Here is a 23,625-nt window from a genome sequence, read left to right on the forward strand (position 1 = left end):
AGGAACAAAAATGATTTATCAAGGCAAGGCGTTAACTGCAAAGTACCTGGAAGAAGGCATTGCGGAGCTCTGTTTCGACCTAGAAGGCGACTCAGTCAACAAATTTAATCGCGTTACTCTGCAAGAGTTAGGCGAAGCGACGACAGCGCTAGCTGCTGAAGCCAATCTGAAAGGCGTGCTTGTTACCAGCGCTAAATCAGTATTTATTGTTGGCGCGGATATCACCGAGTTCACTGAACTCTTCAAGCTACCGGATGCTGAGATTCGAGCGTGGACCTCTAAAGCAAACGACATCTTTAATGCATTTGAAGATCTGCCAGTACCGACAGTTGCGGTAATTAATGGCGTCGCCTTGGGCGGCGGTTTTGAAATGTGTTTGGCATGTGACTTCAGAGTCATGTCAACTGCCGCGATAGTAGGCTTGCCTGAAGTGAAGCTGGGGATTAATCCTGGGTTCGGCGGCACAGTAAGACTACCGCGTGTTATCGGTTGTGATAACGCCATGATGTGGGTTGCGACTGGTCAGCAACAAAAGCCTGCCGCAGCGCTTAAAGATGGTGGTGTAGATGCTGTCGTTGCGCCAGATGCACTACTCGATGCGTCCTTAGACTTGCTTAAAAACGCCATTGCGGGTGATTTTGATCACCATGCACGCAGAGCTGAGAAAACCTCGCCTGTTAAATTAAATGATATTGAACGCATGATGTCATTCACCACAGGTAAAGCCATGGTTGCACAGCAAGCTGGACGTCATATGCCTGCGCCACTTACGGCGGCTAAATCAATGGAGCGCAGTGCCGGCTTGAATCGGGCCGAGGCCATTGAGGTTGAAATAGATCATTTCCTTAAATTAGTACGTACTCCCCAGGCTAGCGCCCTAGTTGGGCTGTTTTTGAGTGAGCAAGCGGTGAGTAAAGCCGCTCGTGGTTTCGCCAAAACCGGTGGTGATATCAAACAAGCGGCAGTTTTGGGTGCGGGTATTATGGGCGGTGGTATTGCTTACCAGTCGGCCTATAAAGGCACGCCTATTCTGATGAAGGATATCGCTGACGCTGGTCTTGCACTTGGGATGAAGGAGGCGGGTAAATTACTTGCCAAGCGCGTGTCTCGCGGCCGCATGACCGCCGATAAAATGGCAGCCGTGTTAGGCAGTATCCGACCATCGCTGAATTACGACGGTTTTGATAAAGCCGATGTCATTGTTGAAGCGGTCGTAGAGAACGCTAAGGTTAAGCAAGCGGTTCTCTCTGAGACTGAAAAACACATCAGCACAGACGCTGTGCTGGCCTCTAATACCTCGACAATTTCTATCACCCACCTCGCTGAAGCGCTGGAGAGACCAGAGAACTTCTGCGGTATGCACTTTTTTAACCCAGTGCATGCGATGCCTTTAGTTGAGGTTATTCGCGGTGAGAAGACTAGCGATCTAACTATTGCAAAAGTGGTCAAGTACGCTTTGCAGATGGGTAAAACGCCGATTGTTGTTAATGATTGCCCGGGCTTTTACGTTAACCGCGTATTGTTTCCGTATTTCGCCGGCTTTGACATGCTTATACGCGACGGTGGCGATTTCCGTAAGATCGACAAAGTGATGGAAGGTTTCGGTATGCCAATGGGGCCTGCCTACCTGATGGACGTTGTTGGTATTGACACCGGTTATCATGCGGCAGAGGTAATGGCGGCAGGTTTCCCCGATAGAATGCGTCATGAATTTACCGGTATTTCTCAGCTAATGTTTGAAGCCAAGCGTTATGGCCAGAAAAACGGCATTGGTTTTTATCGCTATGAAGAAGATGCCAAGGGCAAGCCTAAGAAGTGCGAAGATGAGGCTGCGCTAGCGATGGCTGAATCTGCCAAGCAAGCATCGGTTGAATTGTCCGACGACGACATTGTCGCGAGAATGATGATTCCTATGTGCATTGAAACGGTTCGCTGTCTTGATGAAAACATCGTGCGTGACCCTGCTGATGCGGATATGGGCTTGGTTATGGGTATCGGTTTCCCAGTATTTCGTGGTGGTGCGCTGCGCTATATCGATCAAATGGGCGTGAAAGCCTTTTGTGAGATGGCAGATCAGTACGCGGATCTTGGTCCGCTATACCACCCAACAGAAAGCCTCCGTCAAATGGCGGCTAACGGCGAATCATTCTTTAAATAATCGGGCGGAGATATAACCATGACATACAAAGCAAATGATGTAGTAATCGTCGATTGCGCCCGTACTCCTATGGCGCGCTCAAAAAATGGCGTGTTTAGAAATGTGCGAGCGGAGAATATGTCGGCATCCTTGATCGACAGTTTGTTGGCGCGTAACCCCGGTATTGATCCGGCCCTTTTTGAAGATGTGATTTGGGGCTGCGTAAACCAGACCAATGAGCAGGGCTGGAACATTGCGCGGATGATCTCAGTAATGACTAAGCTCCCCCATGAAGTTGCTGGTCAGACTGTTAGCCGTTTGTGCGGCTCGTCAATGTCGGCCCTGCATACTGCAGCGCAGGCAATTATGAGCGGATATGGCGATACCTTTATGGTTGGCGGTGTTGAGCATATGGGCCATTTAGCTATGAGCCACGGTGTTGACCCTAACCCGCAAGCCAGTAAATACGTTGCTCGCGCTGCCGGCATGATGGGGATGACTGCAGAAGCCCTAGCGATGATGCACGGTATTGGTCGTGAGCAGCAGGATCAGTTCGGTATGCGCTCTCATCTATTGGCGGCTGATGCACGGGCCAATGGTCGCTTTGATAAGGAAATTATTGCCCTTGAAGGTCATGGCGAAGATGGTCGTAAACTATTGGTCAAAGCTGACACCACGATCCGTCCAGAAACGACGCTCGAAAGTCTGGCGCAATTGCGTCCTGCCTTTGATCCGCGTAATGGCACCGTGACTGCGGGTACTAGCTCGCAGATTGCTGATGGCGCCTCTGCCATGATCATGATGTCTGGTCAGCGGGCAATGGACTTAGGTCTAACGCCGCGCGCGAAAGTGGTTGGCATGGCGGTGGCGGGTGTTGATCCATCCATTATGGGTTACGGACCAGTGCCGGCAACGCATAAGGCTTTAAAGCGTCTTGGCATGAGCATGGACGACATAGAAACCGTCGAGTTGAACGAAGCTTTTGCGGCGCAGGCTCTGCCAGTGCTTAAAGATCTTAAGTTGCTAGACAAGATGGAAGATAAAGTGAACCTTAATGGCGGTGCTATAGCGCTTGGCCATCCATTTGGTTGCTCTGGAACCCGGATTGTCACTACGCTTATTAACGTTATGGAGCAGCGTGATACTTCCGTAGGTCTGGCTACCATGTGTATTGGTATGGGGCAGGGCATTAGTACAATTATTGAGCGGGTATAACCCGGCCTTAAAGGTCGCTCTTGTATGAATTTCGTGCAATATCGATCTTTAAGGATAATTGTTTGCAGGTCTGCTTGATCGCGCTCATGGCCTGTGGCACAATCTCGTTCCTCGCGCAGTCATGCTGCGCGATTTCATTTGTAAACCGTGATAATTCAATACCTTAAGGCGGTTTTACAGGTGTGCGGATGTGGTGAAATTGGTATACACGCCAGATTTAGGTTCTGGTGCCGCAAGGCGTGAGAGTTCGAGTCTCTCCATCCGCACCATTTCATAGAATTCTTTTAAGTGGCCGCTCTTTTATAATTGTGGCCATTTATGTTTAACAGCTCTGTTTTGAGGACCCCCCATGCAAGTCTCAGTTGAAACGACTTCTGGCCTAGAACGTCGCCTGATTGTAGGCGTTCCCGCTGCGCGCATTGATAGTGCAGTTGATTCACGCCTGCAAAATGCTGCCCGCACTGTCAAATTAGACGGCTTCCGCCCCGGCAAAGTACCTATGCGCGTCGTTCGCCAGCGTTTCGGCGAGTCTGTGCGTATGGAAGTGCTTGGCGAGGTTATGAACGAAAGCTTTTACGAGGCTATTCAGCAGCAGGGCTTAAAGCCTGCTGGTCGGCCAAGTATTGAGCCTAAAAGTTTAGAGCCCGGTAAAGATATTGAGTTTGTGGCAACGTTTGAAGTTTTCCCCGACGTGGAAGCAAAAGATTACGGCTCAATTGAAGTTAAAAAGCCAGTAACAAAAATTACTGCTGCCGATGTCGATAAGATGATAGAAAATCTTCGTCAGCAACGTGCAGACTGGCAGCCTGCTGACCGCGCTGCGGTTAGCGGTGATAAAGCCAATATTGACTACCTTGGCACCAAAGATGGTGTAGAGTTTGATGGTGGCAAGGCTGAGGGCAGTGATCTAGAGCTCGGTTCTGGGAGTATGATTCCTGGATTCGAAGACGGTATAGTCGGCATGAGTGCTGGCGAAGAGAAAGTGCTGTCATTGTCTTTCCCAGATGATTACCACAGCGAAGACCTTAAAGGCGCTGCGGTTGAGTTCAAGATTACCTTGAATAGCGTTACTGAGAAAAAGCTTCCAGAAATGGACGAAACACTGTTCGAAGCCTTCGGCGTTAAAGAAGGTGGCGAAGAAGCGTTTCGTGCAGAAGTAGAAAAAAATATGGCTAGGGAGTTGAAAAACGCCACAAAGTCCCGCATTAAGAATCAAGTGATGGAGGGTGTACTTGCCGTTCATGCTGATTTACAGGTGCCAAAGGCCTTGGTATCACAAGAAATTGAGGCTTTGCGTAATCAGCAAATGCAGCAATTCGGCGCGATGGCAGAGAAATTAAATGCCGCTGATATCCTGCCTGATGAGTTGTTCCGGGAAAATGCGGAGCGTCGCGTAAAGCTTGGCTTGGTGCTAAACGAGCTGATTAGCGCAGAAGGTATTAAGGCTGATGAAGTAAAGGTGCGTGCTGCTTTGGAAGAGATGGCAGTAAGCTATGAAGATAAAGACGAAATTATTAATTGGTATATGAGCAACCCAGAACAGCTTCAACAAATCGAAGGTATGGTCATTGAAGAAGAAGTTGTTGAAAAATTGCTTGAAAAATCGAAGGTTAGCGAAGAAACTTTAAGCTACGAAGAAGTTATGTCGCCACCAGCGAAAGAGGCAGAAGAATCCTAATCTGAAAAGGGTGCTCTGGTTTTTTCCGGTCAAGCGACTGAACGCAAGTTCCGTCGCTTGATTTTTTTCTGCTGGCCGTAAATTTAACTCACTAATTACGTACGGAAGAGTATTCAATATGTCCCGCAATTCGTTCGATGGTATGAGCAATAATTCTGTAACCAATCTTGGTTTAGTGCCAATGGTTGTAGAGCAAACCGCACGTGGTGAGCGTTCCTACGACATCTACTCCCGCCTGCTTAAAGAGCGCGTTATCTTTTGTGTAGGACAAGTTGAAGACCATATGGCCAATCTTATTGTGGCCCAGCTGCTTTTCCTCGAATCTGAAAATCCTGATAAAGACATCCATCTTTATATTAATTCGCCAGGCGGGTCTGTTACGGCCGGCTTGTCTATTTACGACACCATGAAGTTTATTAAGCCCGACGTGAGCACAATGTGTATTGGCCAGGCTGCCAGCATGGGTGCCTTTTTGTTAAGTGGCGGCGCTAAAGGCAAGCGGTTTATTGTGCCAAATGCCCGCACCATGATTCATCAACCTAGTGGCGGAGCCCAAGGGCAGGCTACAGATATAGATATTCAAGCTCGCGAGATCTTGATTATTCGTGAAAAACTGAATCACCTTATGGCTGAGCACACGGGCCAGACTTACGAAACGATTGCGCACGACACCGAGCGCGACAACTTCATGAATGCGCAGCAATCTTGTGACTACGGCTTGGTGGATGAAGTTCTCACGTCTCGCTCATAGCGACTGTTGCGGCACCATTCGGATTTAGGTTTGAGTGGTGCGAACTTGCAAAATTGAGCAAAAAGCGTCATCTTTAATGCAGGGTGCTTCTATCATCCCGCAAAATCAGAACAAGGTAGGTATGAATGAGTAGTAAAGACGGCACAGATGACAACGGCAAACTGCTGTACTGTTCCTTCTGTGGTAAAAGCCAGCACGAAGTCCGCAAATTAATCGCCGGGCCGTCTGTCTTCATCTGTGATGAGTGTGTTGATCTTTGTAATGACATCATTCGGGAAGAAGTTCAGGAAGCAGCGAGTGAGGCAGGCCGCGACAAACTGCCGACGCCACAGGAAATTAATGTCACGCTAGATCAATATGTTATAGGGCAGTCTCGCGCCAAGAAAGTGTTGGCTGTCGCGGTCTATAATCACTACAAGCGCCTGCGTTATGGCGACAAACACAAAGACGAAGTAGAGTTGGGCAAAAGTAATATTTTGCTGATAGGGCCAACAGGTAGTGGTAAAACGCTGCTTGCAGAAACCTTGGCGCGTTTGCTCGACGTACCATTTACTATCGCCGATGCGACGACGTTAACCGAAGCCGGTTACGTTGGTGAAGATGTTGAAAACATCATTCAGAAGCTTTTGCAGAAATGTGACTACGATGTTGAAAAGGCTCAGATGGGTATTGTCTACATCGACGAGATCGACAAGATCTCGCGCAAGTCAGACAACCCCTCAATTACCCGTGATGTATCTGGTGAGGGTGTTCAGCAGGCGCTTCTTAAGCTAATAGAAGGTACGGTTGCCTCGGTGCCGCCTCAGGGTGGGCGCAAGCATCCCCAGCAAGAATTTTTGCAGGTAGATACCTCAAATATACTTTTTATCTGTGGCGGCGCGTTTGCTGGCCTAGATCGCGTGATCCGCGATCGCTCAGAGAAGGGCGGTATTGGGTTTGGTGCTGAGATCAAAACTAAGGACGAGGCGCGTAACGTTGGTGAAATTCTTGCTGATGTTGAGCCCGATGACTTGGTTCGCTACGGTCTGATCCCTGAATTTGTTGGTCGCCTGCCGGTCATTGCAACCCTTGAGGAGTTGGATGTAGACGCTTTGGTAAGCATTTTAACCGAGCCTAGAAATGCATTGACTAAGCAGTACGCCAAATTGTTCGATATGGAAGGCGTAGAAGTTGATTTCCGTGAGGACGGTTTGCGGTCCGTGGCGGAGAAGGCCATGACGCGCAAATCTGGTGCGCGGGGTCTGCGTTCGATTCTCGAGTCGGTACTCCTCGATACAATGTATGATCTGCCATCAATGGATAACGTGAGTAAGGTAGTTATTGATGCGTCGGTTATCAAAGGTGATTCTGCGCCAATATTGGTCTATCACAACAGCGAGCAGCGTAAAGCCGCTCCAAAAGAGTAAACCCCGCTAAATATAACGCTGCGAGAAGCTTCTTTTCGCAGCGTTCGTCTTTTTTGTTAGTTTCTTTACAAGTCAAGTCTTGTTTTTAACGCTGCAAATCCCCATCTTAGAACTAAGCTGTCTTTATAGTTGGCGAAGATCTGCTGCAAGTGGATTGGGCCAGATTAATTAAGAGGAAAAGTAATGGCTGACAAACACGAAATACTGGAATTGCCACTGCTTCCTTTGCGCGACGTGGTGGTTTACCCCCATATGGTCATCCCCTTGTTCGTAGGGCGGGATAAATCCATTCGAGCGCTCGAGCTGGCCATGGCCAGTAATAAGGAAATTGTGCTTGCCGCACAGCGCAACCCGGATTTGGATGAGCCGGGGACCGATGATCTTTATGATATCGGTACCGTCGCAAATATTTTACAGTTACTAAAATTGCCTGATGGCACAGTTAAGGTATTGGTGGAAGGTAGCTACCGCGCCCAACTCAACGCGGTAACGGCTGAAGAGGACTATTTTAGTGCTGAAATCACTGCTTTAGAGGGTGAGCGTATTGCTGCCGATGAGTCAGAGGTTATGCTTCGCTCGGCAATTTCGCAGTTTGAGAAGTATATTAACTTAAGTAAAAAGATTCCTGCTGAAGTTCTTACCTCCCTGTCGGGTATCGATGATCCTGGCCGCCTTGGCGATACCATCGCTGCTCACATGACAATGGAGCTGGAGCAGAAGCAAGCTGTTCTTGAAATGGCGAATGAGCGCGAGCGGCTAGAGCACTTGATGGGCCTGATGGAAGCGGAGATAGACCTTTTTCAGGTTGAGAAGCGGATTCGCGGTCGTGTTAAAAAACAGATGGAAAAGAGTCAGCGTGAGTACTATCTGAATGAGCAAATGAAAGCGATTCAGCGCGAACTCGGAGAGTCTGAAGAGGGCATGAACGAGCTGGAAGAGCTTGAAAACCGGGTTCAGAAAGCGGGAATGAGCAAAGAAGCTCTGGAAAAGGCTAAAGCTGAACTGGCCAAGCTTAAAATGATGTCACCAATGTCTGCTGAGGCGTCGGTGGTTCGCGGTTATATCGATTGGTTGGTGAATATTCCCTGGCAAAAACGATCGCGTATCAAGCATGATCTTAAGCTGGCTAAGGAAATTTTAGATGAAGATCATTATGGCCTCGAAGAGGTTAAAGATCGCATTCTTGAATACCTCGCAGTACAAAAACGGGTCAAGAAAGTAAAAGGACCGGTGCTTTGCCTAGTTGGTCCTCCGGGCGTGGGTAAGACTTCCCTGGGTGAATCTATTGCCCGTGCCACCAATCGTAAATTTGTGCGTATGGCATTGGGTGGGGTGCGTGATGAGGCCGAGATTCGCGGGCATCGCAGAACCTACATAGGCTCTATGCCGGGTAAAGTCATTCAAAAAATGTCTAAGACAGGGGTGAGAAACCCTCTGTTTTTGTTGGATGAAATAGACAAAATGGGTATGGATCACCGCGGCGATCCCGCGTCGGCGTTGCTGGAAGTCTTAGATCCTGAGCAGAACCATTCCTTCAATGATCACTATCTTGAAGTTGATTATGATCTGTCAGATACCATGTTTATCTGTACGTCCAACTCTCTTAATATACCGCCGGCATTAATGGATCGAATGGAAGTTATTCGTATTCCTGGTTATACCGAAGATGAGAAAATTAATATAGCTCGCCGTTACCTCATACCCAAGCAATTGAAGAACAATGGCTTGAAAGTGACTGAGGCGGAAATCAACGATGAGTCTCTCCAAGATATTGTGCGGTATTACACCCGTGAAGCGGGTGTGCGTGGTTTAGAGCGTCAAGTCGCCAAGGTTTGTCGTAAGGTTGTTAAAAATGTCGCTTTGAACGGAGACAGCGGTATTGTTTCTATTACTAGCGCTAATCTCGAAGACTATTTGGGTGTCCGTCGATACACCTTCGGCAAGGCTGAAGAAGAGAATAAGGTCGGTCAAGTGACGGGCTTAGCTTGGACCCAGGTAGGCGGCGAGCTCCTCACCATTGAAGCGGTGTCGGTAGTCGGTAAGGGTCGTCACATTAAGACTGGCTCTTTGGGCGACGTGATGCAGGAGTCGATTCAAGCGGCGACTACAGTGGTTAGAAGCCGCTCTAAGCGTTTAGGTATTCCCGCTCGCTATCATGATACCCACGATATCCATATCCATATGCCAGAAGGTGCAACCCCAAAAGACGGGCCTTCTGCAGGTGTTGGGATGTGCACGGCCTTGGTTTCGGTGATAACGGGTATTCCGGTTCGCTCGGATGTGGCGATGACCGGTGAAATTACGCTTCGCGGACAGGTACTAGCCATTGGTGGTTTAAAAGAAAAACTGCTTGCGGCTCACCGTGGCGGCATAAAAACCGTTATAATCCCTATGGAAAACGAAAGGGACCTGAAAGAAATTCCGGAAAACATAATAGCCGACTTAGAAATTCGTCCAGTTAAGTGGATTGACGAAGTTCTGGATATCGCGCTGGAAAGTCTTCCCGAAGAAATTTCAGAAGAAGCCTATCTTGCTGGTATTGACGACAGTCATAAAAACGTAGACGGAAACGGTGATATTCTCGGAGAATCGCGGGCAAACGCCCACTAAGACGCAGAGATACCTTGACCATATACGGCGCAGTTGGTATAAATCCCACTCCTTACGCAGTCGGTCTTTTTAGCCCTGCGTTTGTTTGTGACGGTCACCAGCCAGTTAATGTATAAATATTTTTTATAACAATTTGAAGGGGAAGAATAAGTGAATAAATCTGAGCTAATCGACGCTATTGCAGAATCTGCGGATTTGTCTAAAGCAGCGGCAGGACGCGCACTGGATGCGGCCGTAGAAGCTATAACTAATGCACTGAAATCAGATGATTCAGTTTCTTTGGTTGGTTTTGGTACTTTTAGTGTTAAAGATCGTGCCGCGCGCACTGGTCGCAATCCACAAACTGGCGCACCAATTGAAATTTCAGCTGCTAAAATTCCAAGCTTTAAAGCCGGTAAGGCGCTGAAGGATGCCTGTAACTAAGGTATAAACTGCCATTCCCGCTCATGCGGGAGGCCGTAGGGGTAAAACCTCTTACAGAAGGCGCATCGAGAGGTGCGCTTTTTTTTTGATTCAGAATCAGGTTTAGCATCAATGCTACGAAATATTCGTAATAATATCCAAGGAACAGCGGCCAAAGTTATCATCGCGATAATTATAGTGCCGTTTGCACTATTCGGGATCGATAGCTTATTTAATAGCTCGGCGCCATCAGCGGCGGCGGTCGTTAACGGTGAAAAGATTTCAGCGGCTGAATTGCAACAGGCAATTACCATGCAGAAGCGCCGTCTATTAAGCATGATGGGGGATCAAATCGACCCAAGCATGCTCGATGATGCAATGCTTCGCAAACCGGCCCTTAATACCCTTATTAAACAGCAGTTACTGCTTCAGGCGGCCAAAGACGAAAATATTGAAATTTCAACTGCGCAGCTTAATGCCACTATCGCGGCAATGCCTCAATTTCATGAAGATGGTCGCTTTTCTCAAGAGCGGTATCAGCAGGTACTTCGCTTGCAAGGGTATAACGGTAGCTTTTTTAAACAGCTGCTGGCCTCGGATTTAATAATCCAGCAATTGTCGACGGCAGTGGTTGGTTCGGCGTTTATTACTGATGCTGAATTAGCTCGGTCTGTGGGTTTGTTGCATGAGTCACGTGATTTTCACTTTATAAATTTGCCGCTTGCCATCTACACCCAAAATGTCAGTGTCAGTGATGAAGAAATTTCCGCTTATTACGAAGCCAATACTGAGTCATTTTTAAGTGATGAGGAGGTTCGGTTTTCTTATATTGAATTGACTGAGGCACAGTTTTACGAGCCCGTATCGGAAGATCAAGTACAGGCCGAGTATCAGCGTTTAGTGAATACCAGCAACGCCCAGGCTGAGCGCGAAGCTGCGCATATTTTGATTGATATCACTGATGATCGTAGTCGCGAGACTGCCTTGGCAGAGCTCCAAAAAATTCGTGCCGATATTTTGGCAGGGGCTAACTTTGGCGACCAGGCTAAGAAATACTCCGTGGATGCCGGATCTGCAACAAGCGATGGTTTGCTAGGGTTTACTAGCGGCGAGAGTTTCCCTGTCGAGTTTGAAGAGGCTTTGGCGAATTTGAAGGTAGGTGAGTTGTCGCCGGTGGTTGAAACGGAAGCCGGTTTACATCTCATTAAACTAGTCAGCCTTCGTAAGCCAGAAATACCGAGCTTTGACCAGGCACGCCTCGAAATAACAGAACAACTTCGCGAGCAAAAGGCGCGGCCCCGTTTGGTCGGTGCTGTCGATAACCTAAAAGACTTGGTGTTTAATGCAGAAAGTCTCGCTATGCCGGCTGATGAAATGCAGTTGCAGGTTCAGCTGAGCGATTGGCGCAGTCAACAGTCTGATGAAGGCTTATTTGCCTATCCAGCGGTGAAGCAGGCGGCGTTTAACGCAGAGCTTCGCAATCAGGGTCTGAACAGCGATGTTATCGAACTTTCATCTGATCGCTATGTAGTTCTTCACATTGAAGAGTATAAAGCGCCAGAGCCAAAAGCCTTGGAAAGCGTAAAGGCCGATATAGAATTAATACTGGTTGAAAATAAGGCGGAGGCGGCAGCTGAAATACAAGCGCAATCCTTGCAAGCAGTCCTTGCCGCTGGTGGTCGAGCTGAGGATGTTGCCAAGGAGCAAGGTCTAACGTGGAATGCGATAATGGATGGTAAACGCAGCGATATCAATATCGATGCGGCCGTCCGTAATCAGGCGTTTTCAATGCCTCGCCCGCAAACTCAAGCGAGTGTAAGCACGCTTCGTAAAAATAACGGCGATCGTGTTGTGTTGCAGCTGCTGGATGTCCGCTATGGTGATATTTCGGCTCTGAAAGAAAGCGTTGCGTTAGAGGCAGAGAAAAATGCCTACCGTAACAAATCATCTCAGGAGTTCTCCGCTTACTTTAATAGCTTGTGGGAAAACGCCGAGATTAAAATTAATTGATGTAACGTAATCACCGCGCTGTGTATTGGTGTGGTGATTACTTGGATAAATAAAAATAATGATTTCCGCTAGAGAAAAAAGCCCTTTAACGGGTCATGTTGATGTCTGGTATTGTTTTACAGATGATCATCGTCTTGATAACCGACTAGACCAATACGAAGCGATGTTGTCGCCTGCTGAATCACTTCAGTATCAACAGCTAATGCATGGCAGCAATGGCCGAGATTACCTTATCAGTCGCGCGTTATTGCGAACTGTACTCGCCGATTACTCCAACGTGTCCCCTGAAAAAATCAGTTTTTGCGTAAATGCTTATGGTAAGCCTGAGCTCAGTAATAGCGATCGGCAGGAAACTATTCAATTTAATACGGCACACACCAGCGGACTCACAGTGTGCGTCGTCACGCGAGGTAACGACATCGGGGTTGATGTTGAAAGCCGCGCTGAAAGTCGCAGCGTTCTCAATATGGCTGATGACTACTTCTCGACCTTAGAGCTGCAAGCTTTGAATGGTCGCGCTGATGATCAACAGCTTGATTACTTTTACCGTTACTGGACGCTTAAAGAAGCCTATATAAAAGCGCGTGGTGAGGGGCTAACTATTCCTTTGCAAGATTTTTCTGTGGTTTTAGATGAGCAGGGCGCTTTTAGTAGTTTCGTAGGTCCAGAGGCTGATCGCTGGGACTTCAGTATCGTATGTAAAAATATTAACTACACTGCCGCAATCGCAATGGGTGGAAAAATAAATAGCATAGCCTATTCGCACAGCATTCCGCTTGGCGTACAGGTGCAGCTGAGTGCTGATAAGGCGTTTAATCATTTTCCTGTTAGTGCGAGCGGATCGCGCAACCGCATGAACGGATAATAAATTTGAGGACTAATGTGTGTATAAAGTATTAACTTTAAATCAAATTTCTACTATCGGTTTAGATCGTCTATCACCTGAAAGTTATGAAATCACGAGCGAATGCACGGCCCCCGATGCCATCTTACTTCGCAGTCATAAACTCCAAGCCGAGGATATTGCAGCCAGTGTTAAGGCGATTGGTCGCGCAGGGGCAGGAACAAATAATATTCCGGTAGCGGCTTGCACTGATCGTGGTATTCCGGTTTTTAATAGTCCCGGCGCGAATGCCAACGCAGTTAAAGAGTTGGTTATTGCGGGCTTGGCACTGGGTTCGCGCGGTATCTTACCCGGTATTTCATACGTCAATTCTCTGGGGCATATGGATGATGCTGGTCAAATGGCAAAGTTGCTGGAGAAAGAAAAGAAACGTTTTAAAGGTAATGAGCTAGCCGGTAGAACCCTGGGTGTTGTCGGTTTGGGCGCGATCGGGTCGATGATAGCCAATGCGGCACTTAGCCTAAATATGCATGTTATTGGTTATGACCCGGCGCTGTCGGTTGATGCCGCTTGGCGTTTACCTAGTTCAGTAAAGAAAATGGAAAATATTCACAGCCTCTTTGCTAAGGCAGATTATATTACCCTGCACTTACCAGTCTTAGACTCTACGCGCGGCCTAGTTAATGCTGATCTGCTGGCGAGCTGTAAGCCCGGCTGCTGTTTGTTAAATTTCGCTCGTGAAGAGATTGTAGATGTAGGTGCAGTGATCGCGGCGCTTGATAATGGCCAGCTTCGGCAATTTATCACCGATTTTCCAGTACCTTCGTTGATTGGCCGTGATGATGTGATCTTGATGCCGCACATTGGCGCCAGTACTGATGAAGCGGAAGATAACTGCGCAGTCATGGCCGCTGACCAACTTGCTGATTTTCTGCAGAATGGAAATATCAAAAATTCCGTTAACTTCCCTAATTTGCAGTTAGAACGCAGTGGTCATTGTCGATTGGCGATTGCTAATCACAATGTTCCTAAGATTCTAGGCCGAGTTTTGAGTATATTGGCTGATGCCGATATTAATATTCTCGATATGTTGAACAAAAGTCGCGATGAAATTGCGTATAACCTGATAGATTTAGGTGCTGACGTTAGCGAGGGACTGCTTGCTGAATTGGCAGCATTGGAAGGCGTCATTAATGTGAGGGTTATTCATTAACCCTCGTTTTACTGTGCTGCGGTAACCACTAAGTTCTGGAGGTTTATTGTGACGACATTAAGTGAAATTGAATCACTATTGCACGATCAACGTGGTGCGCCTCCCATTGCTGATTGGCACCCTGAGCTGAGTGGTGACATTGACATTGTGATAAAGGCCGATGGTCGCTGGATTCATGAAGGTGGAGAGATAAAGCGCCATAAATTGGTTAAATTATTTGCCTCAATACTTCGCAGGGAAGACGACGACGAATATTATCTACTAACACCTGTCGAAAAATGGCGCATTACGGTAGAAGATTTGCCGCTACAAATTATTGATTTTGAAGTGAATGATGTAGCGGCGGGGCGCCGTATTGTGGTGAAGACTAATGTCGATACTTGGCTTGAACTTGGCGAGGAGCACCCCTTAAGCGTCGCGACCGATAGCGCCACGCAAGAACCCAGGCCGGCAGTGCGGCTTAATAATGGACTGCAGGCTAGAGTGAGTAGGGCGTGTTTTTACAACTTAGTCGAGCTGGCTGAGTGCCGTAATGGGGTGATGGTATTGCTCGCAGGGGGCAAGGAGTTTGAGCTAGGTTCGATTTAGCTCGCTAAACCTGATTGCTTTGAAATAGTTTGAATCATAAAAAAGGGCAGCTTTCGCTGCCCTTTTTTAATTACATATTAGGGTAGTTTGGTCCACCCAATCCTTCTGGCGTTATCCACACAATATTCTGTGCGGGGTCCTTTATGTCACAGGTCTTACAGTGGACACAGTTCTGACCGTTAATCTGGAACTTAGGTGTCCCTGCAGCATCCTCTATTACCTCATACACACCGGCAGGGCAGTAACGCTGTGCTGGTTCTGCATATTTAGGTAGGTTGTCCCGTATTGGGAGCTCAGGGTCTTTTAGGGTGAGATGGCAGGGCTGATCTTCTGCATGATTGGTATTTGATAAGAATACCGACGTCAGGCGATCGAAGCTTAATTTATTATCCGGTTTCGGATAAGTAATTTCCTTTGAATCCGCTGCCAGTTTCATTTGCGCGTGATCCGGGTGATCGTCGCCTAGTGTCCATGGAAGCTTACCGCCGAAGATGTTGATATCGATAAACGCGTAGGCAGAGCCTATTAAATTGCCCCATTTGTGCTGCGCAGGACCAAAGTTGCGTTGCTCGTTTAGCTCTTTAAATAAAGATGAGCTTTCAAAAGCGGTGGTGTATTCGCTAAGTTCCGCACCGGTTGCTTGGTTCTCAGTAATTGCCTTATGCACAACCTCAGCAGCAATCATGCCGGACTTCATCGCGGTGTGACTGCCTTTGATTTTAGCAAAGTTCAAAGTGCCGGCGTCACAGCCAATTAACAGGCCGCCTGGGAAGGTCATTTTAGGTAACGACTGCAGACCGCCTTTGGCAATAGCGCGTGCGCCATATGAAATACGCTCTCCGCCCTCAAGATATTGAGCGATAGTGGGGTGCTTTTTAAAGCGCTGAAATTCTTCAAATGGCGATAAATAAGGGTTGTCATAGCAAAGATCGGTAATTAGGCCAATCGACACTTGGTTATCTTCTATATGGTAGAGGAAGCTACCGCCAAGCGCGCCATTTTCAGCGAGGGGCCAGCCAGTGGCGTGAATAACTTTGCCTTCTTCGTGCTTGGCGGGATCGATCTTCCAAAGCTCTTTAATACCAAGACCGTAATGCTGGGGATCTTTGCCCGCATTCAGGTCGAATTTTTCCATTAGGCGCTTACCTAAATGTCCCCGGCAACCTTCTGCGAACAGGGTGTACTTAGCGTGCAACTCCATGCCAAGCATATAGCTGTCTTTATGGCTGCCGTCTTCGGCAATACCCATATCTCCGGTAACAACGCCTTTAACGCTGCCATCTTCATGGAATAACACATCGGCAGCTGCAAAGCCGGGGTAAATTTCTGCACCCATGCCTTCCGCTTGTTCAGCCATCCAGCGACACAAATTGCCCAAGCTAATAATATAATTGCCTTCGTTGTGCATGGTCTTAGGCACGGCGAAACTGGGAACCTTAATGGCTTTTTCAGCGCTGGTCATATAATAGATATCGTCGCCAGTCACCGGTGTATTAAGCGGTGCACCTTTTTCCTTCCAGTCTGGAAATAGTTCATTTAAGGCAGAGGGTTCAAACACCGCACCAGATAGAATGTGGGCGCCGACTTCGGAGCCTTTTTCTACCACGCAAACGCTGATATCTTTACCAGTACTCTCGCTTAACTGACGAATTTTACACGCCGCTGCCAATCCAGCTGGGCCAGCCCCAACGATTAGGACGTCAAATTCCATTGATTCGCGTTCCACAGACTCTCTCCTCTGTATGCTTTAACAGCATTGCCCTAGTTTTGGGCGATTTGTGACTGATTTCGAAGGCGAATTATAAAACCAGAGGCTCCAAAACGCTACTTCAGCTACAGTTTTATTCTACGCATGGACCTGATTTCTGGGTTTTGCGGCGATAAGAAAATCTTTTCTAAACAAAAACTTACTAAATTGGTAAGTGAGCATGATTCCTTTGGGAATAACTGTTATTCGCCCAGTGAATATCCTGCTTTTATTGACCTCAGGTCTTATAAGCGTCAAAATAATCGCGCTTTGAAAAGGGGCTTTATCCGGTTGGGATCTATTTTCGATTCCACAGCGTAAGGATATCAAGCCATTCATTTAATTTACGCGCTTAATGGGGAATCCATGAAGGTTCTGGTTGCTGTCAAACGAGTAGTTGACTACAACGTAAAAGTGCGTCCGAAATCGGACGGTACTGGCGTTGATCTGAATAATGTCAAAATGGCGATAAACCCATTTTGCGAAATAGCCATTGAAGAGGCTGTACGTCTGAAAGAAAAAGGCGTCGTAACTGAGATAGTTGCGGTCTCTATTGGGCCCAAAGTTTGCCAAGAGCAGATTCGTACTGCCCTGGCTCTGGGCGCTGATCGTGGCATATTGGTTGAAACCGATGTGGAAATTCAACCATTAGCGATTGCCAAATTGTTGAAAGCCGTTGTTGATAAAGAAGAGCCGAAAATGGTTATTCTTGGCAAGCAGGCAATTGATGGTGATAACAACCAGACAGGCCAAATGCTTGCAGCCTTAACGGGTATGTCACAAGGCACTTTTGCTTCTGAGGTTGTTGTTGAAGGCGACACCGTGACAGTTACTCGTGAAGTAGACAGCGGTTCACAGGTCGTGAAATTAGCACTACCTGCTGTTGTAACGACAGACCTGCGCTTGAATGAGCCGCGCTATGCGTCGCTGCCAAACATTATGAAAGCGAAGAAAAAGCCCTTAGATACAATGACACCAGAAGAGTTAGGTGTGGATGTGACGCCGCGAGTGACTACCCTTAAAGTAGCGCCGCCCGCAGAGCGCCAAGCTGGTATTAAGGTCGCTGACGTCGCTGAACTTGTTGATAAGCTGAAAAACGAGGCGAAGGTAATCGGATGAGTATTTTAATTCTTGCAGAACATGATAACGCCTCTCTTAAAGGCGCTACCTTGAATACGGTTACTGCTGCAAAAGCAATCGGCGGTGACATTGTTGTTCTTGTTGCTGGTGAAAACTGTGGCGCTGCCGCAGAAGCCGCGGCAAAAATTGACGGTGTTAGTAAAGTGCTGCTTGCTGATAATGCAGTATATGGTCACCAACTGGCTGAAAACGTCAGCTTATTAGTTGCTGAGCTCGGTAAAGACTACGGTTATATCTTGGCACCTGCCACGACTAACGGTAAAAACACGTTGCCGCGTGCAGCTGCTTTACTTGATGTTGCTCAGATCTCTGAGATCATTTCAGTAGAAAGTGCAGACACATTTACGCGTCCAATCTACGCGGGTAACGTTATTGCGACTGTGCAGTCTTCAGATGCCATTAAAGTTATCACCGTTCGTGCTACCGCATTTGACGCCGCTGCTGCCGAAGGCGGCAGTGCTTCTGTCGAAGTCGTTGCTAGCGCGCATGACGCCGGTAATTCTAGCTATGTTCGTGAAGAAGTAGCCAAGAGTGATAGACCTGAATTGACTGCGGCAAGCATCGTAGTTTCAGGTGGTCGCGGTATGCAAAATGGCGATAATTTTGCCATGTTGTATTCATTGGCGGATAAGCTTGGCGCAGCAGTCGGTGCATCACGCGCTGCGGTTGATGCTGGTTTTGTGCCTAACGATATGCAGGTTGGTCAGACGGGTAAAATCGTTGCCCCTGACTTATATATTGCTGTAGGTATTTCCGGTGCTATTCAGCATTTAGCGGGTATGAAAGATTCTAAAATCATTGCCGCGATAAACAAAGACGAAGACGCACCGATTTTCCAGGTTGCAGATTACGGTTTAGTTGCTGATTTGTTCGACGCTGTGCCAGAGCTTAATTCAAGCCTGTAAATACGTGCGTTAACATAGTGCATAAAAAGCTCGGTTTTATAACCGAGCTTTTTTTTGCCTAATTTTTCGATATTAGTTGAATAATATCTAGGTCTTATTGTCCAACTTACTCTCAATATGTAAGCGCTCTTAGTGCAAGATACCAAAATACATATTCCTGGGGAAAATATTCAAAGTCGTTGCCAAATCTTAAGGAGATTCTTATGAAGAAACTGATATACGCGTTTGTGCTGTCATTGCCGCTTTCCGGTTTGAATGCTCTAGAATTAAACAATGATTTATCGGTATTGAATTTTGTTACAGTGAAGAATGATACTGTTGCCGAGCTAATGACTTTTGAATCGCTTAGCGGGACCATCGATGAAGAAACCGGCGACGCAGAATTGAGTGTCGATCTAAATAGTATTGCGAGTGGAATTAATATTCGTAACAAACGCATGCGCGAATTTCTATTTGAGATTGATACCTTTCCAGTTGCAATTTTCACCACATCTGTAAAGAAGGCAAAGTTGAAAGACATGGTGGTTGGTGAGCAAAAGTCTCTCGAATTGAAAGGCAAGCTCGCGCTACACGGACAAACAGCGCCACTTGAATTTAACGTCATAGTTACCAAGCGTGCGGATAACAGTTATCACGCTGTAACGACTTCGCCGGCCTTTATTAGCGCCAACAGTTTCGATCTTGCCCCCGGTGTTGATAAACTTCGCAGTTTGGCAGGCTTAACGAATATCGACCTTGTTGTGCCAGTGACGTTCTCGGTGGTTTTCCAGTAATAAGGTTTGCGGCGAGCTTAGTCTCGCCGTAACTTATCTGATATCCCAATAGGAGTCGGGTAATTTAATACCACAATATACGATGAAGCTATAAAACTAATAATCGCAGTGGCTTGAATAAGGTGCGAAGCCTCTCTGCCGATCAACACCATGTCTACCGCTACGTAAGCAATAAGCAGTGAAAACTCGCTGATCTGCCCCAGCCGAAAACCCAAATCCCATGAGAGCTTCTTGGTCTCGCTCATTCCGTGTATTAAGTATCGGAAAATAATCGGCTTCAACGTCAGCATAAGTGTGGCAAGGAGTATTGCCGGTATCAGAATGTCACCGAGTAGGCCGAGGTCGAATCTCGCGCCAAGTGAAAAGAAGAATAGTATTAGAAAAAAGTCTCTAAGTGGCTTTAGATTGATAGCGATGTATTGTGAAATCGGACTTGTTGCCAGAGTAATTCCCGCTAGAAAAGCTCCAACCTCGGCAGACAAGCCCAGGCTGTGGGCAGCCTCGCTCATACCCAGGCACCAGCCAATGGCGAGCAGGAAAATATATTCGTGGAAGCGATCAAAGCGTCTTAGCATTGGCAGAAGAGCATAACGTACAGTGGCGAACGCAAATAAAACCAATATTGGTAAGGCGATTAGAGTCCGCAATAAGCTCGTAAAGGAAAATTCGCCTTTGCTCATACTGAATAGAATGAGCAGCACAAAAATGGCTATTAGATCCTGTAATAATAATAGGCCCACCATGAGTTCGCCGGTGTGACGGTGGTGAAGTGCCGTTGTTGGTAACAGTTTTATGCCGATAATAGTGCTGGAGAACATCATGGCGGCGCCAATCACCAAGCTTTCAATTTGAGTAAAACCGAAACTATAAGCAAGACCGAATCCGATCGCCGCAAATGCTAGAGAGCTTGCTAGGGCGACAACGGTCGCTTTTTTTAGGGTGCTGAGTAGAGATTTCGGTTGCATATCCAAGCCGAGTAGAAATAGCAGGAAGATAATACCGAACTCGGCGATCTCAGCGAGTAGCTTAAGATCGGTGACCCAGCCAGTGCCGTAGGGGCCGATTATCGCGCCCAAGGCAATATATGCGATTAATAGCGGCTGTCTGGTATAAAGAGCAATTGAGGCCAGAACCGCCGCACCGCTGAAGATCATGAAAAAAGACGAAGTCAGGCTGGCTTCCACGCGTTATACCTCAAGCTGTGGCGAATAAAATCATCATCACACAGGCGCATGTAGCGAAACAATACGGAAAATAGGAAGTGCCGTCATACAGACGGCATTTTTGGCGATGTAAGCGGTTTGACAAACAGTTTAGCGGCGGCGAAACAGGGGTAAACGCTGATCAATGCTCGGTTGATATGACTCGGAAAAATCCTGAAAGCTGGCCAGCGATTCTTCAAGGTCATTGTTTTCCAGAGCGAAACTATTGAAACCACAGCGGCTCAGGAAGTAGAGTTGGTCGCGAATAAAATCGCCAATCGCGCGCAGCTCACCCTGGTAGCCCAGTTGCTCGCGTAATTCGCGGCCATACGAAAATCCGCGGCCATCGGCGAATTTAGGAAAATCGACGGCAATAACATCAAAATCCTGTATTTCAGCAGCGAGGGCTTTTGGCGATTCATCGTTGGCAAGAAATACCGCGATATTGCCCAAGGCTTTGAGCGAGTCTTTATTATTTTGCCACAAGCTCAAGGGCACAATATAGCCACCTGTTTTAGGTAGCTCTTCAGTATCGCGCCATACTTGCCATTCATTGGCGCAGATTTTTTGGTCTTTAATAATGTTATGCATAGGCCCGCTCCTTAAAAGGATCAATGCCAACGCGACGGAATGTATCTAAAAAGCGTTCTTCCGGCTGGCGTAGATTTACGTAGGTTTCTAATACTTTCTCAATAACGTCCGGCACTTTATCTTGTGCGAAGGAGGGTCCGAGAATCGATCCAATGGTGGCATTCAGGCCTTGACTGCCGCCCAGTGAGACCTGATAAAACTCCTGACCTTTTTTGTCGACGCCTAATATACCGATATTGCCGATATGGTGGTGACCGCAGGCGTTCATGCAACCTGAAATATTAAGCTCAATCTCACCTAGATCGTAGACATAATCGATATCATCAAACCGGCGTTGAATCGCCTCGGCAATGGGAATGGATTTCGCATTAGCCAGTGAGCAGAAGTCGCCGCCGGGGCAGCAAATAATATCGTTTAGCGTGCCGACGGTCGGAGAGGCGACCTCGAGCTCTACTAGCTCTTTCCATAAGGCAAAAAGATCGCCTTGTTTGACGTCCGGAAGCACTAAATTCTGATGGTGAGTGCTTCGAATTTCACCAAAACCGTAGCGCTCTGATAGGTCAGCTACCGCTTCAAACTGTTCGGCGGTAATGTCGCCGGGAGCAACGCCCACAGTTTTCAGGGCAAGCGTGACAATGCGGTAACCCGCCACCTTATGTTGGTGGGTATTATGCTGCAGCCAACGAGCAAAATCGGCGTCTTCCAGAGCTAATGCCTGCATGTCTTGCTGGGGCAATGTTTGGTAGCTTGGCGGGACAAAGAATGATTTGGCGCGGGCGATTTCTTCTTCAGTAAGACTGAGGTCCCCATTTTTGATATGTGCCCATTCTTTTTCTACCTCGGCTTTAAATGCCTCCGCGCCCATGGCGCGGACTAATATTTTAATCCGAGCCTTAAACTTATTGTCGCGTCGCCCCAGCTGGTTATACACCCGTAATATTGCTTCCAGGTAGGTTAATAAGTGTTCTGGCTCGAGCTCATCATGAATAAGACTGCCGATCACTGGCGTGCGGCCTAGGCCGCCGCCGACAAACACTTTAAAGGTGGTGTCGCCCTTCGCGTTGTGTACGATCTGCAAGCCGATATCGTGCATCATTATCGCAGCTCGGTCAGACTCTGAGCCGCAGACCGCTATTTTAAATTTGCGCGGTAAAAAGGCGAACTCGGGATGGAAGGTCGACCACTGACGAATAATTTCGCAGTACGGTCGGGCGTCTTCAATCTCGTCTGCGGCAACGCCGGAAAACTGATCTGCAGTGGTATTACGTATGCAGTTACCGCTGGTTTGAACGGCGTGCATTTCAACTTCAAGTAACTCGGCAAGAATATCGGGCACTTCTTCTAGCTTTGGCCAGTTTAGCTGTATATTTTGCCGAGTACTGATGTGCGCGTATCCTTTGTCATACTTGCGGCTAATATCCGCGAGCTTGCGTAACTGCGGCGCATTTAAGGTACCGTAGGGAACCGCGATTCGCATCATTGGCGCTAAACGCTGCACATATAAACCGTTTTGCAAACGCAGTGGCAAGAATTGCTCTTCCGTAATTTTGCCGTCGAGATAGCGCTGGGTTTGATCGCGAAACTGCGCGACTCGCTGACTGACAATCTGACGGTCAAAGTGGTCGTAAGTGTACATAGAAACCTTTGTCTTAAGAGTTTTGGCGGGCAAAAGCGCGATTCTGCTACGCGCAGCTAAAAACCGGTAGGGATTTTACGCTTAATACCATCTGAGATCACGTATTATGGTAGCAATGGTAAAGGCTAAGCCTTTAATGCGCTAACTGATTTTGTGGGTAATGCTTATACGCCATTTCGATAAAGGCAGGAGCGCGCCTAGCATCTGTGCCGATAGTCTTTGAGTGTGTGATTAAACCGTATTTTACGCGCTCGGAAGGCGTTAATTATATTGCAGCTACGAATTAATCCTAAACAAGTAATCATTTCTTGCTACAATAGCGTCGATTTTATGTGCCGAACCTCGGCGTCTTTAACTCGTATTGTGAGGCTCCTATGTCTGATCAAACCCAAGAAGAGCGTGATGATAACTTTGCCGATGTCTGCGCTACCATTGCTATTTTCGCCTTAGTTGTCGGTACTTTATACTATTGGCTGAGCGGTATGCCAAGCTAGTACGCTGAGAATGTATATAAAAAAAGCCGCTTTAGCGGCTTTTTTTATGACTTTGGAAATAGCGGTCTTACGTTATTTCAATACTATTTGTACTACTGTAAATACGCTTGCGATAAAGATACCAACAAAGATAATTGCAGTGATGACATAGTTTCTAAACTTTCCATGAGTGAAGTCGCGCTCGCGATTCTTACTGCTCTGGACCCCGAACGCCGCTGATATGACGCTACCGATAACGGCCATCATACCGGGCTTTTTTACTTTGTCTTCAGGTTGTTCCATT

General features: G+C 47.4%; 19 protein-coding genes and 1 tRNA gene. 15 read left to right on the top strand and 5 right to left on the bottom strand.

Features of this window, described 5'->3' with window-relative positions:
• Positions 1 to 10 precede the first annotated feature (10 nt).
• The 12 genes from fadB to AB4875_RS10215 all read left to right on the top strand — a co-directional run bounded on the left by fadB (position 11) and on the right by AB4875_RS10215 (position 14,854).
• Complete coding sequence (gene fadB / locus AB4875_RS10160) at positions 11 to 2,158, top strand: fatty acid oxidation complex subunit alpha FadB (protein WP_368375947.1); 2,148 nt, start codon at positions 11 to 13, stop codon at positions 2,156 to 2,158.
• A gap of 18 nt (positions 2,159 to 2,176) precedes the next feature.
• Positions 2,177 to 3,352: an acetyl-CoA C-acyltransferase FadA gene (gene fadA / locus AB4875_RS10165; protein WP_368375948.1), complete on the top strand. Its 1,176-nt coding sequence runs from the start codon at positions 2,177 to 2,179 to the stop codon at positions 3,350 to 3,352.
• Positions 3,353 to 3,536: 184 nt separating this feature from the next.
• Positions 3,537 to 3,621, top strand: a tRNA-Leu gene (locus AB4875_RS10170).
• 80 nt (positions 3,622 to 3,701) lie between these two features.
• Entirely contained in the window at positions 3,702 to 5,030 is a 1,329-nt protein-coding gene (gene tig, locus AB4875_RS10175) for a trigger factor (protein ID WP_368375949.1), read from the top strand.
• A 118-nt stretch (positions 5,031 to 5,148) separates the two neighbouring features.
• Positions 5,149 to 5,781, top strand: a complete 633-nt coding sequence (clpP, locus tag AB4875_RS10180; protein WP_368375950.1) for an ATP-dependent Clp endopeptidase proteolytic subunit ClpP — start codon at positions 5,149 to 5,151, stop codon at positions 5,779 to 5,781.
• A gap of 125 nt (positions 5,782 to 5,906) precedes the next feature.
• On the top strand, positions 5,907 to 7,187 hold the full coding sequence (gene clpX, locus AB4875_RS10185; protein WP_368375951.1) for an ATP-dependent Clp protease ATP-binding subunit ClpX: 1,281 nt from the start codon (positions 5,907 to 5,909) through the stop codon (positions 7,185 to 7,187).
• Positions 7,188 to 7,370: 183 nt separating this feature from the next.
• Complete coding sequence (gene lon, locus AB4875_RS10190; protein WP_368375952.1) at positions 7,371 to 9,797, top strand: endopeptidase La; 2,427 nt, start codon at positions 7,371 to 7,373, stop codon at positions 9,795 to 9,797.
• 150 nt (positions 9,798 to 9,947) lie between these two features.
• The gene (locus AB4875_RS10195) at positions 9,948 to 10,220 is read left to right on the top strand and encodes an HU family DNA-binding protein (RefSeq protein WP_103684697.1); all 273 of its coding nucleotides are present in this window, start codon (positions 9,948 to 9,950) and stop codon (positions 10,218 to 10,220) included.
• Positions 10,221 to 10,331: 111 nt separating this feature from the next.
• A complete protein-coding gene (locus AB4875_RS10200; RefSeq protein ID WP_368375953.1) occupies positions 10,332 to 12,209 on the top strand; it encodes a SurA N-terminal domain-containing protein in 1,878 nt (625 codons plus the stop codon).
• Between the two features lie 58 nt (positions 12,210 to 12,267).
• The gene (locus AB4875_RS10205) at positions 12,268 to 13,074 is read left to right on the top strand and encodes a 4'-phosphopantetheinyl transferase family protein (RefSeq protein ID WP_368375954.1); all 807 of its coding nucleotides are present in this window, start codon (positions 12,268 to 12,270) and stop codon (positions 13,072 to 13,074) included.
• Positions 13,075 to 13,093: 19 nt separating this feature from the next.
• Complete coding sequence (locus tag AB4875_RS10210) at positions 13,094 to 14,266, top strand: phosphoglycerate dehydrogenase (RefSeq protein WP_368375955.1); 1,173 nt, start codon at positions 13,094 to 13,096, stop codon at positions 14,264 to 14,266.
• A gap of 48 nt (positions 14,267 to 14,314) precedes the next feature.
• Positions 14,315 to 14,854: a DUF1285 domain-containing protein gene (locus tag AB4875_RS10215; RefSeq protein WP_368375956.1), complete on the top strand. Its 540-nt coding sequence runs from the start codon at positions 14,315 to 14,317 to the stop codon at positions 14,852 to 14,854.
• Between the two features lie 70 nt (positions 14,855 to 14,924).
• Here AB4875_RS10215 and AB4875_RS10220 read toward each other — a convergent pair whose 3' ends face one another.
• Positions 14,925 to 16,580: an electron transfer flavoprotein-ubiquinone oxidoreductase gene (locus tag AB4875_RS10220; protein WP_368375957.1), complete on the bottom strand. Its 1,656-nt coding sequence runs from the start codon at positions 16,578 to 16,580 to the stop codon at positions 14,925 to 14,927.
• Between the two features lie 387 nt (positions 16,581 to 16,967).
• Between AB4875_RS10220 and AB4875_RS10225 the strand changes: the two genes are divergently transcribed.
• The 3 genes from AB4875_RS10225 to AB4875_RS10235 all read left to right on the top strand — a co-directional run bounded on the left by AB4875_RS10225 (position 16,968) and on the right by AB4875_RS10235 (position 19,419).
• On the top strand, positions 16,968 to 17,720 hold the full coding sequence (locus AB4875_RS10225) for an electron transfer flavoprotein subunit beta/FixA family protein (RefSeq protein ID WP_368375958.1): 753 nt from the start codon (positions 16,968 to 16,970) through the stop codon (positions 17,718 to 17,720).
• Positions 17,717 to 18,646 (top strand): electron transfer flavoprotein subunit alpha/FixB family protein, encoded by a 930-nt coding sequence (locus AB4875_RS10230; protein ID WP_368375959.1) that lies wholly within the window; start codon positions 17,717 to 17,719, stop codon positions 18,644 to 18,646. Before AB4875_RS10225 ends, AB4875_RS10230 begins: the two co-directional genes overlap by 4 nt.
• Positions 18,647 to 18,849: 203 nt before the next feature.
• Positions 18,850 to 19,419 carry a YceI family protein gene (locus tag AB4875_RS10235; RefSeq protein WP_368375960.1) on the top strand — a complete coding sequence of 190 codons (570 nt, stop codon included), beginning with the start codon at positions 18,850 to 18,852 and terminating at the stop codon, positions 19,417 to 19,419.
• Between the two features lie 17 nt (positions 19,420 to 19,436).
• On the opposite strand, the gene AB4875_RS10240 is transcribed toward AB4875_RS10235, so the two are convergent.
• The 4 genes from AB4875_RS10240 to AB4875_RS10255 form a co-directional block, all read right to left on the bottom strand.
• Positions 19,437 to 20,603 carry a cation:proton antiporter domain-containing protein gene (locus AB4875_RS10240; protein ID WP_368375961.1) on the bottom strand — a complete coding sequence of 389 codons (1,167 nt, stop codon included), beginning with the start codon at positions 20,601 to 20,603 and terminating at the stop codon, positions 19,437 to 19,439.
• 129 nt (positions 20,604 to 20,732) lie between these two features.
• Positions 20,733 to 21,212: a DUF934 domain-containing protein gene (locus tag AB4875_RS10245; RefSeq protein ID WP_368375962.1), complete on the bottom strand. Its 480-nt coding sequence runs from the start codon at positions 21,210 to 21,212 to the stop codon at positions 20,733 to 20,735.
• Positions 21,205 to 22,848, bottom strand: a complete 1,644-nt coding sequence (locus AB4875_RS10250) for a nitrite/sulfite reductase (RefSeq protein ID WP_368375963.1) — start codon at positions 22,846 to 22,848, stop codon at positions 21,205 to 21,207. Before AB4875_RS10250 ends, AB4875_RS10245 begins: the two co-directional genes overlap by 8 nt.
• Positions 22,849 to 23,414: 566 nt before the next feature.
• Positions 23,415 to 23,624: a DUF2970 domain-containing protein gene (locus tag AB4875_RS10255; RefSeq protein WP_368375964.1), complete on the bottom strand. Its 210-nt coding sequence runs from the start codon at positions 23,622 to 23,624 to the stop codon at positions 23,415 to 23,417.
• Between the last annotated feature and the right edge of the window lies 1 nt (position 23,625).

This window comes from Zhongshania sp. R06B22 (genome assembly GCF_040892595.1).
Classification (GTDB): domain Bacteria; phylum Pseudomonadota; class Gammaproteobacteria; order Pseudomonadales; family Spongiibacteraceae; genus Spongiibacter; species Spongiibacter arctica.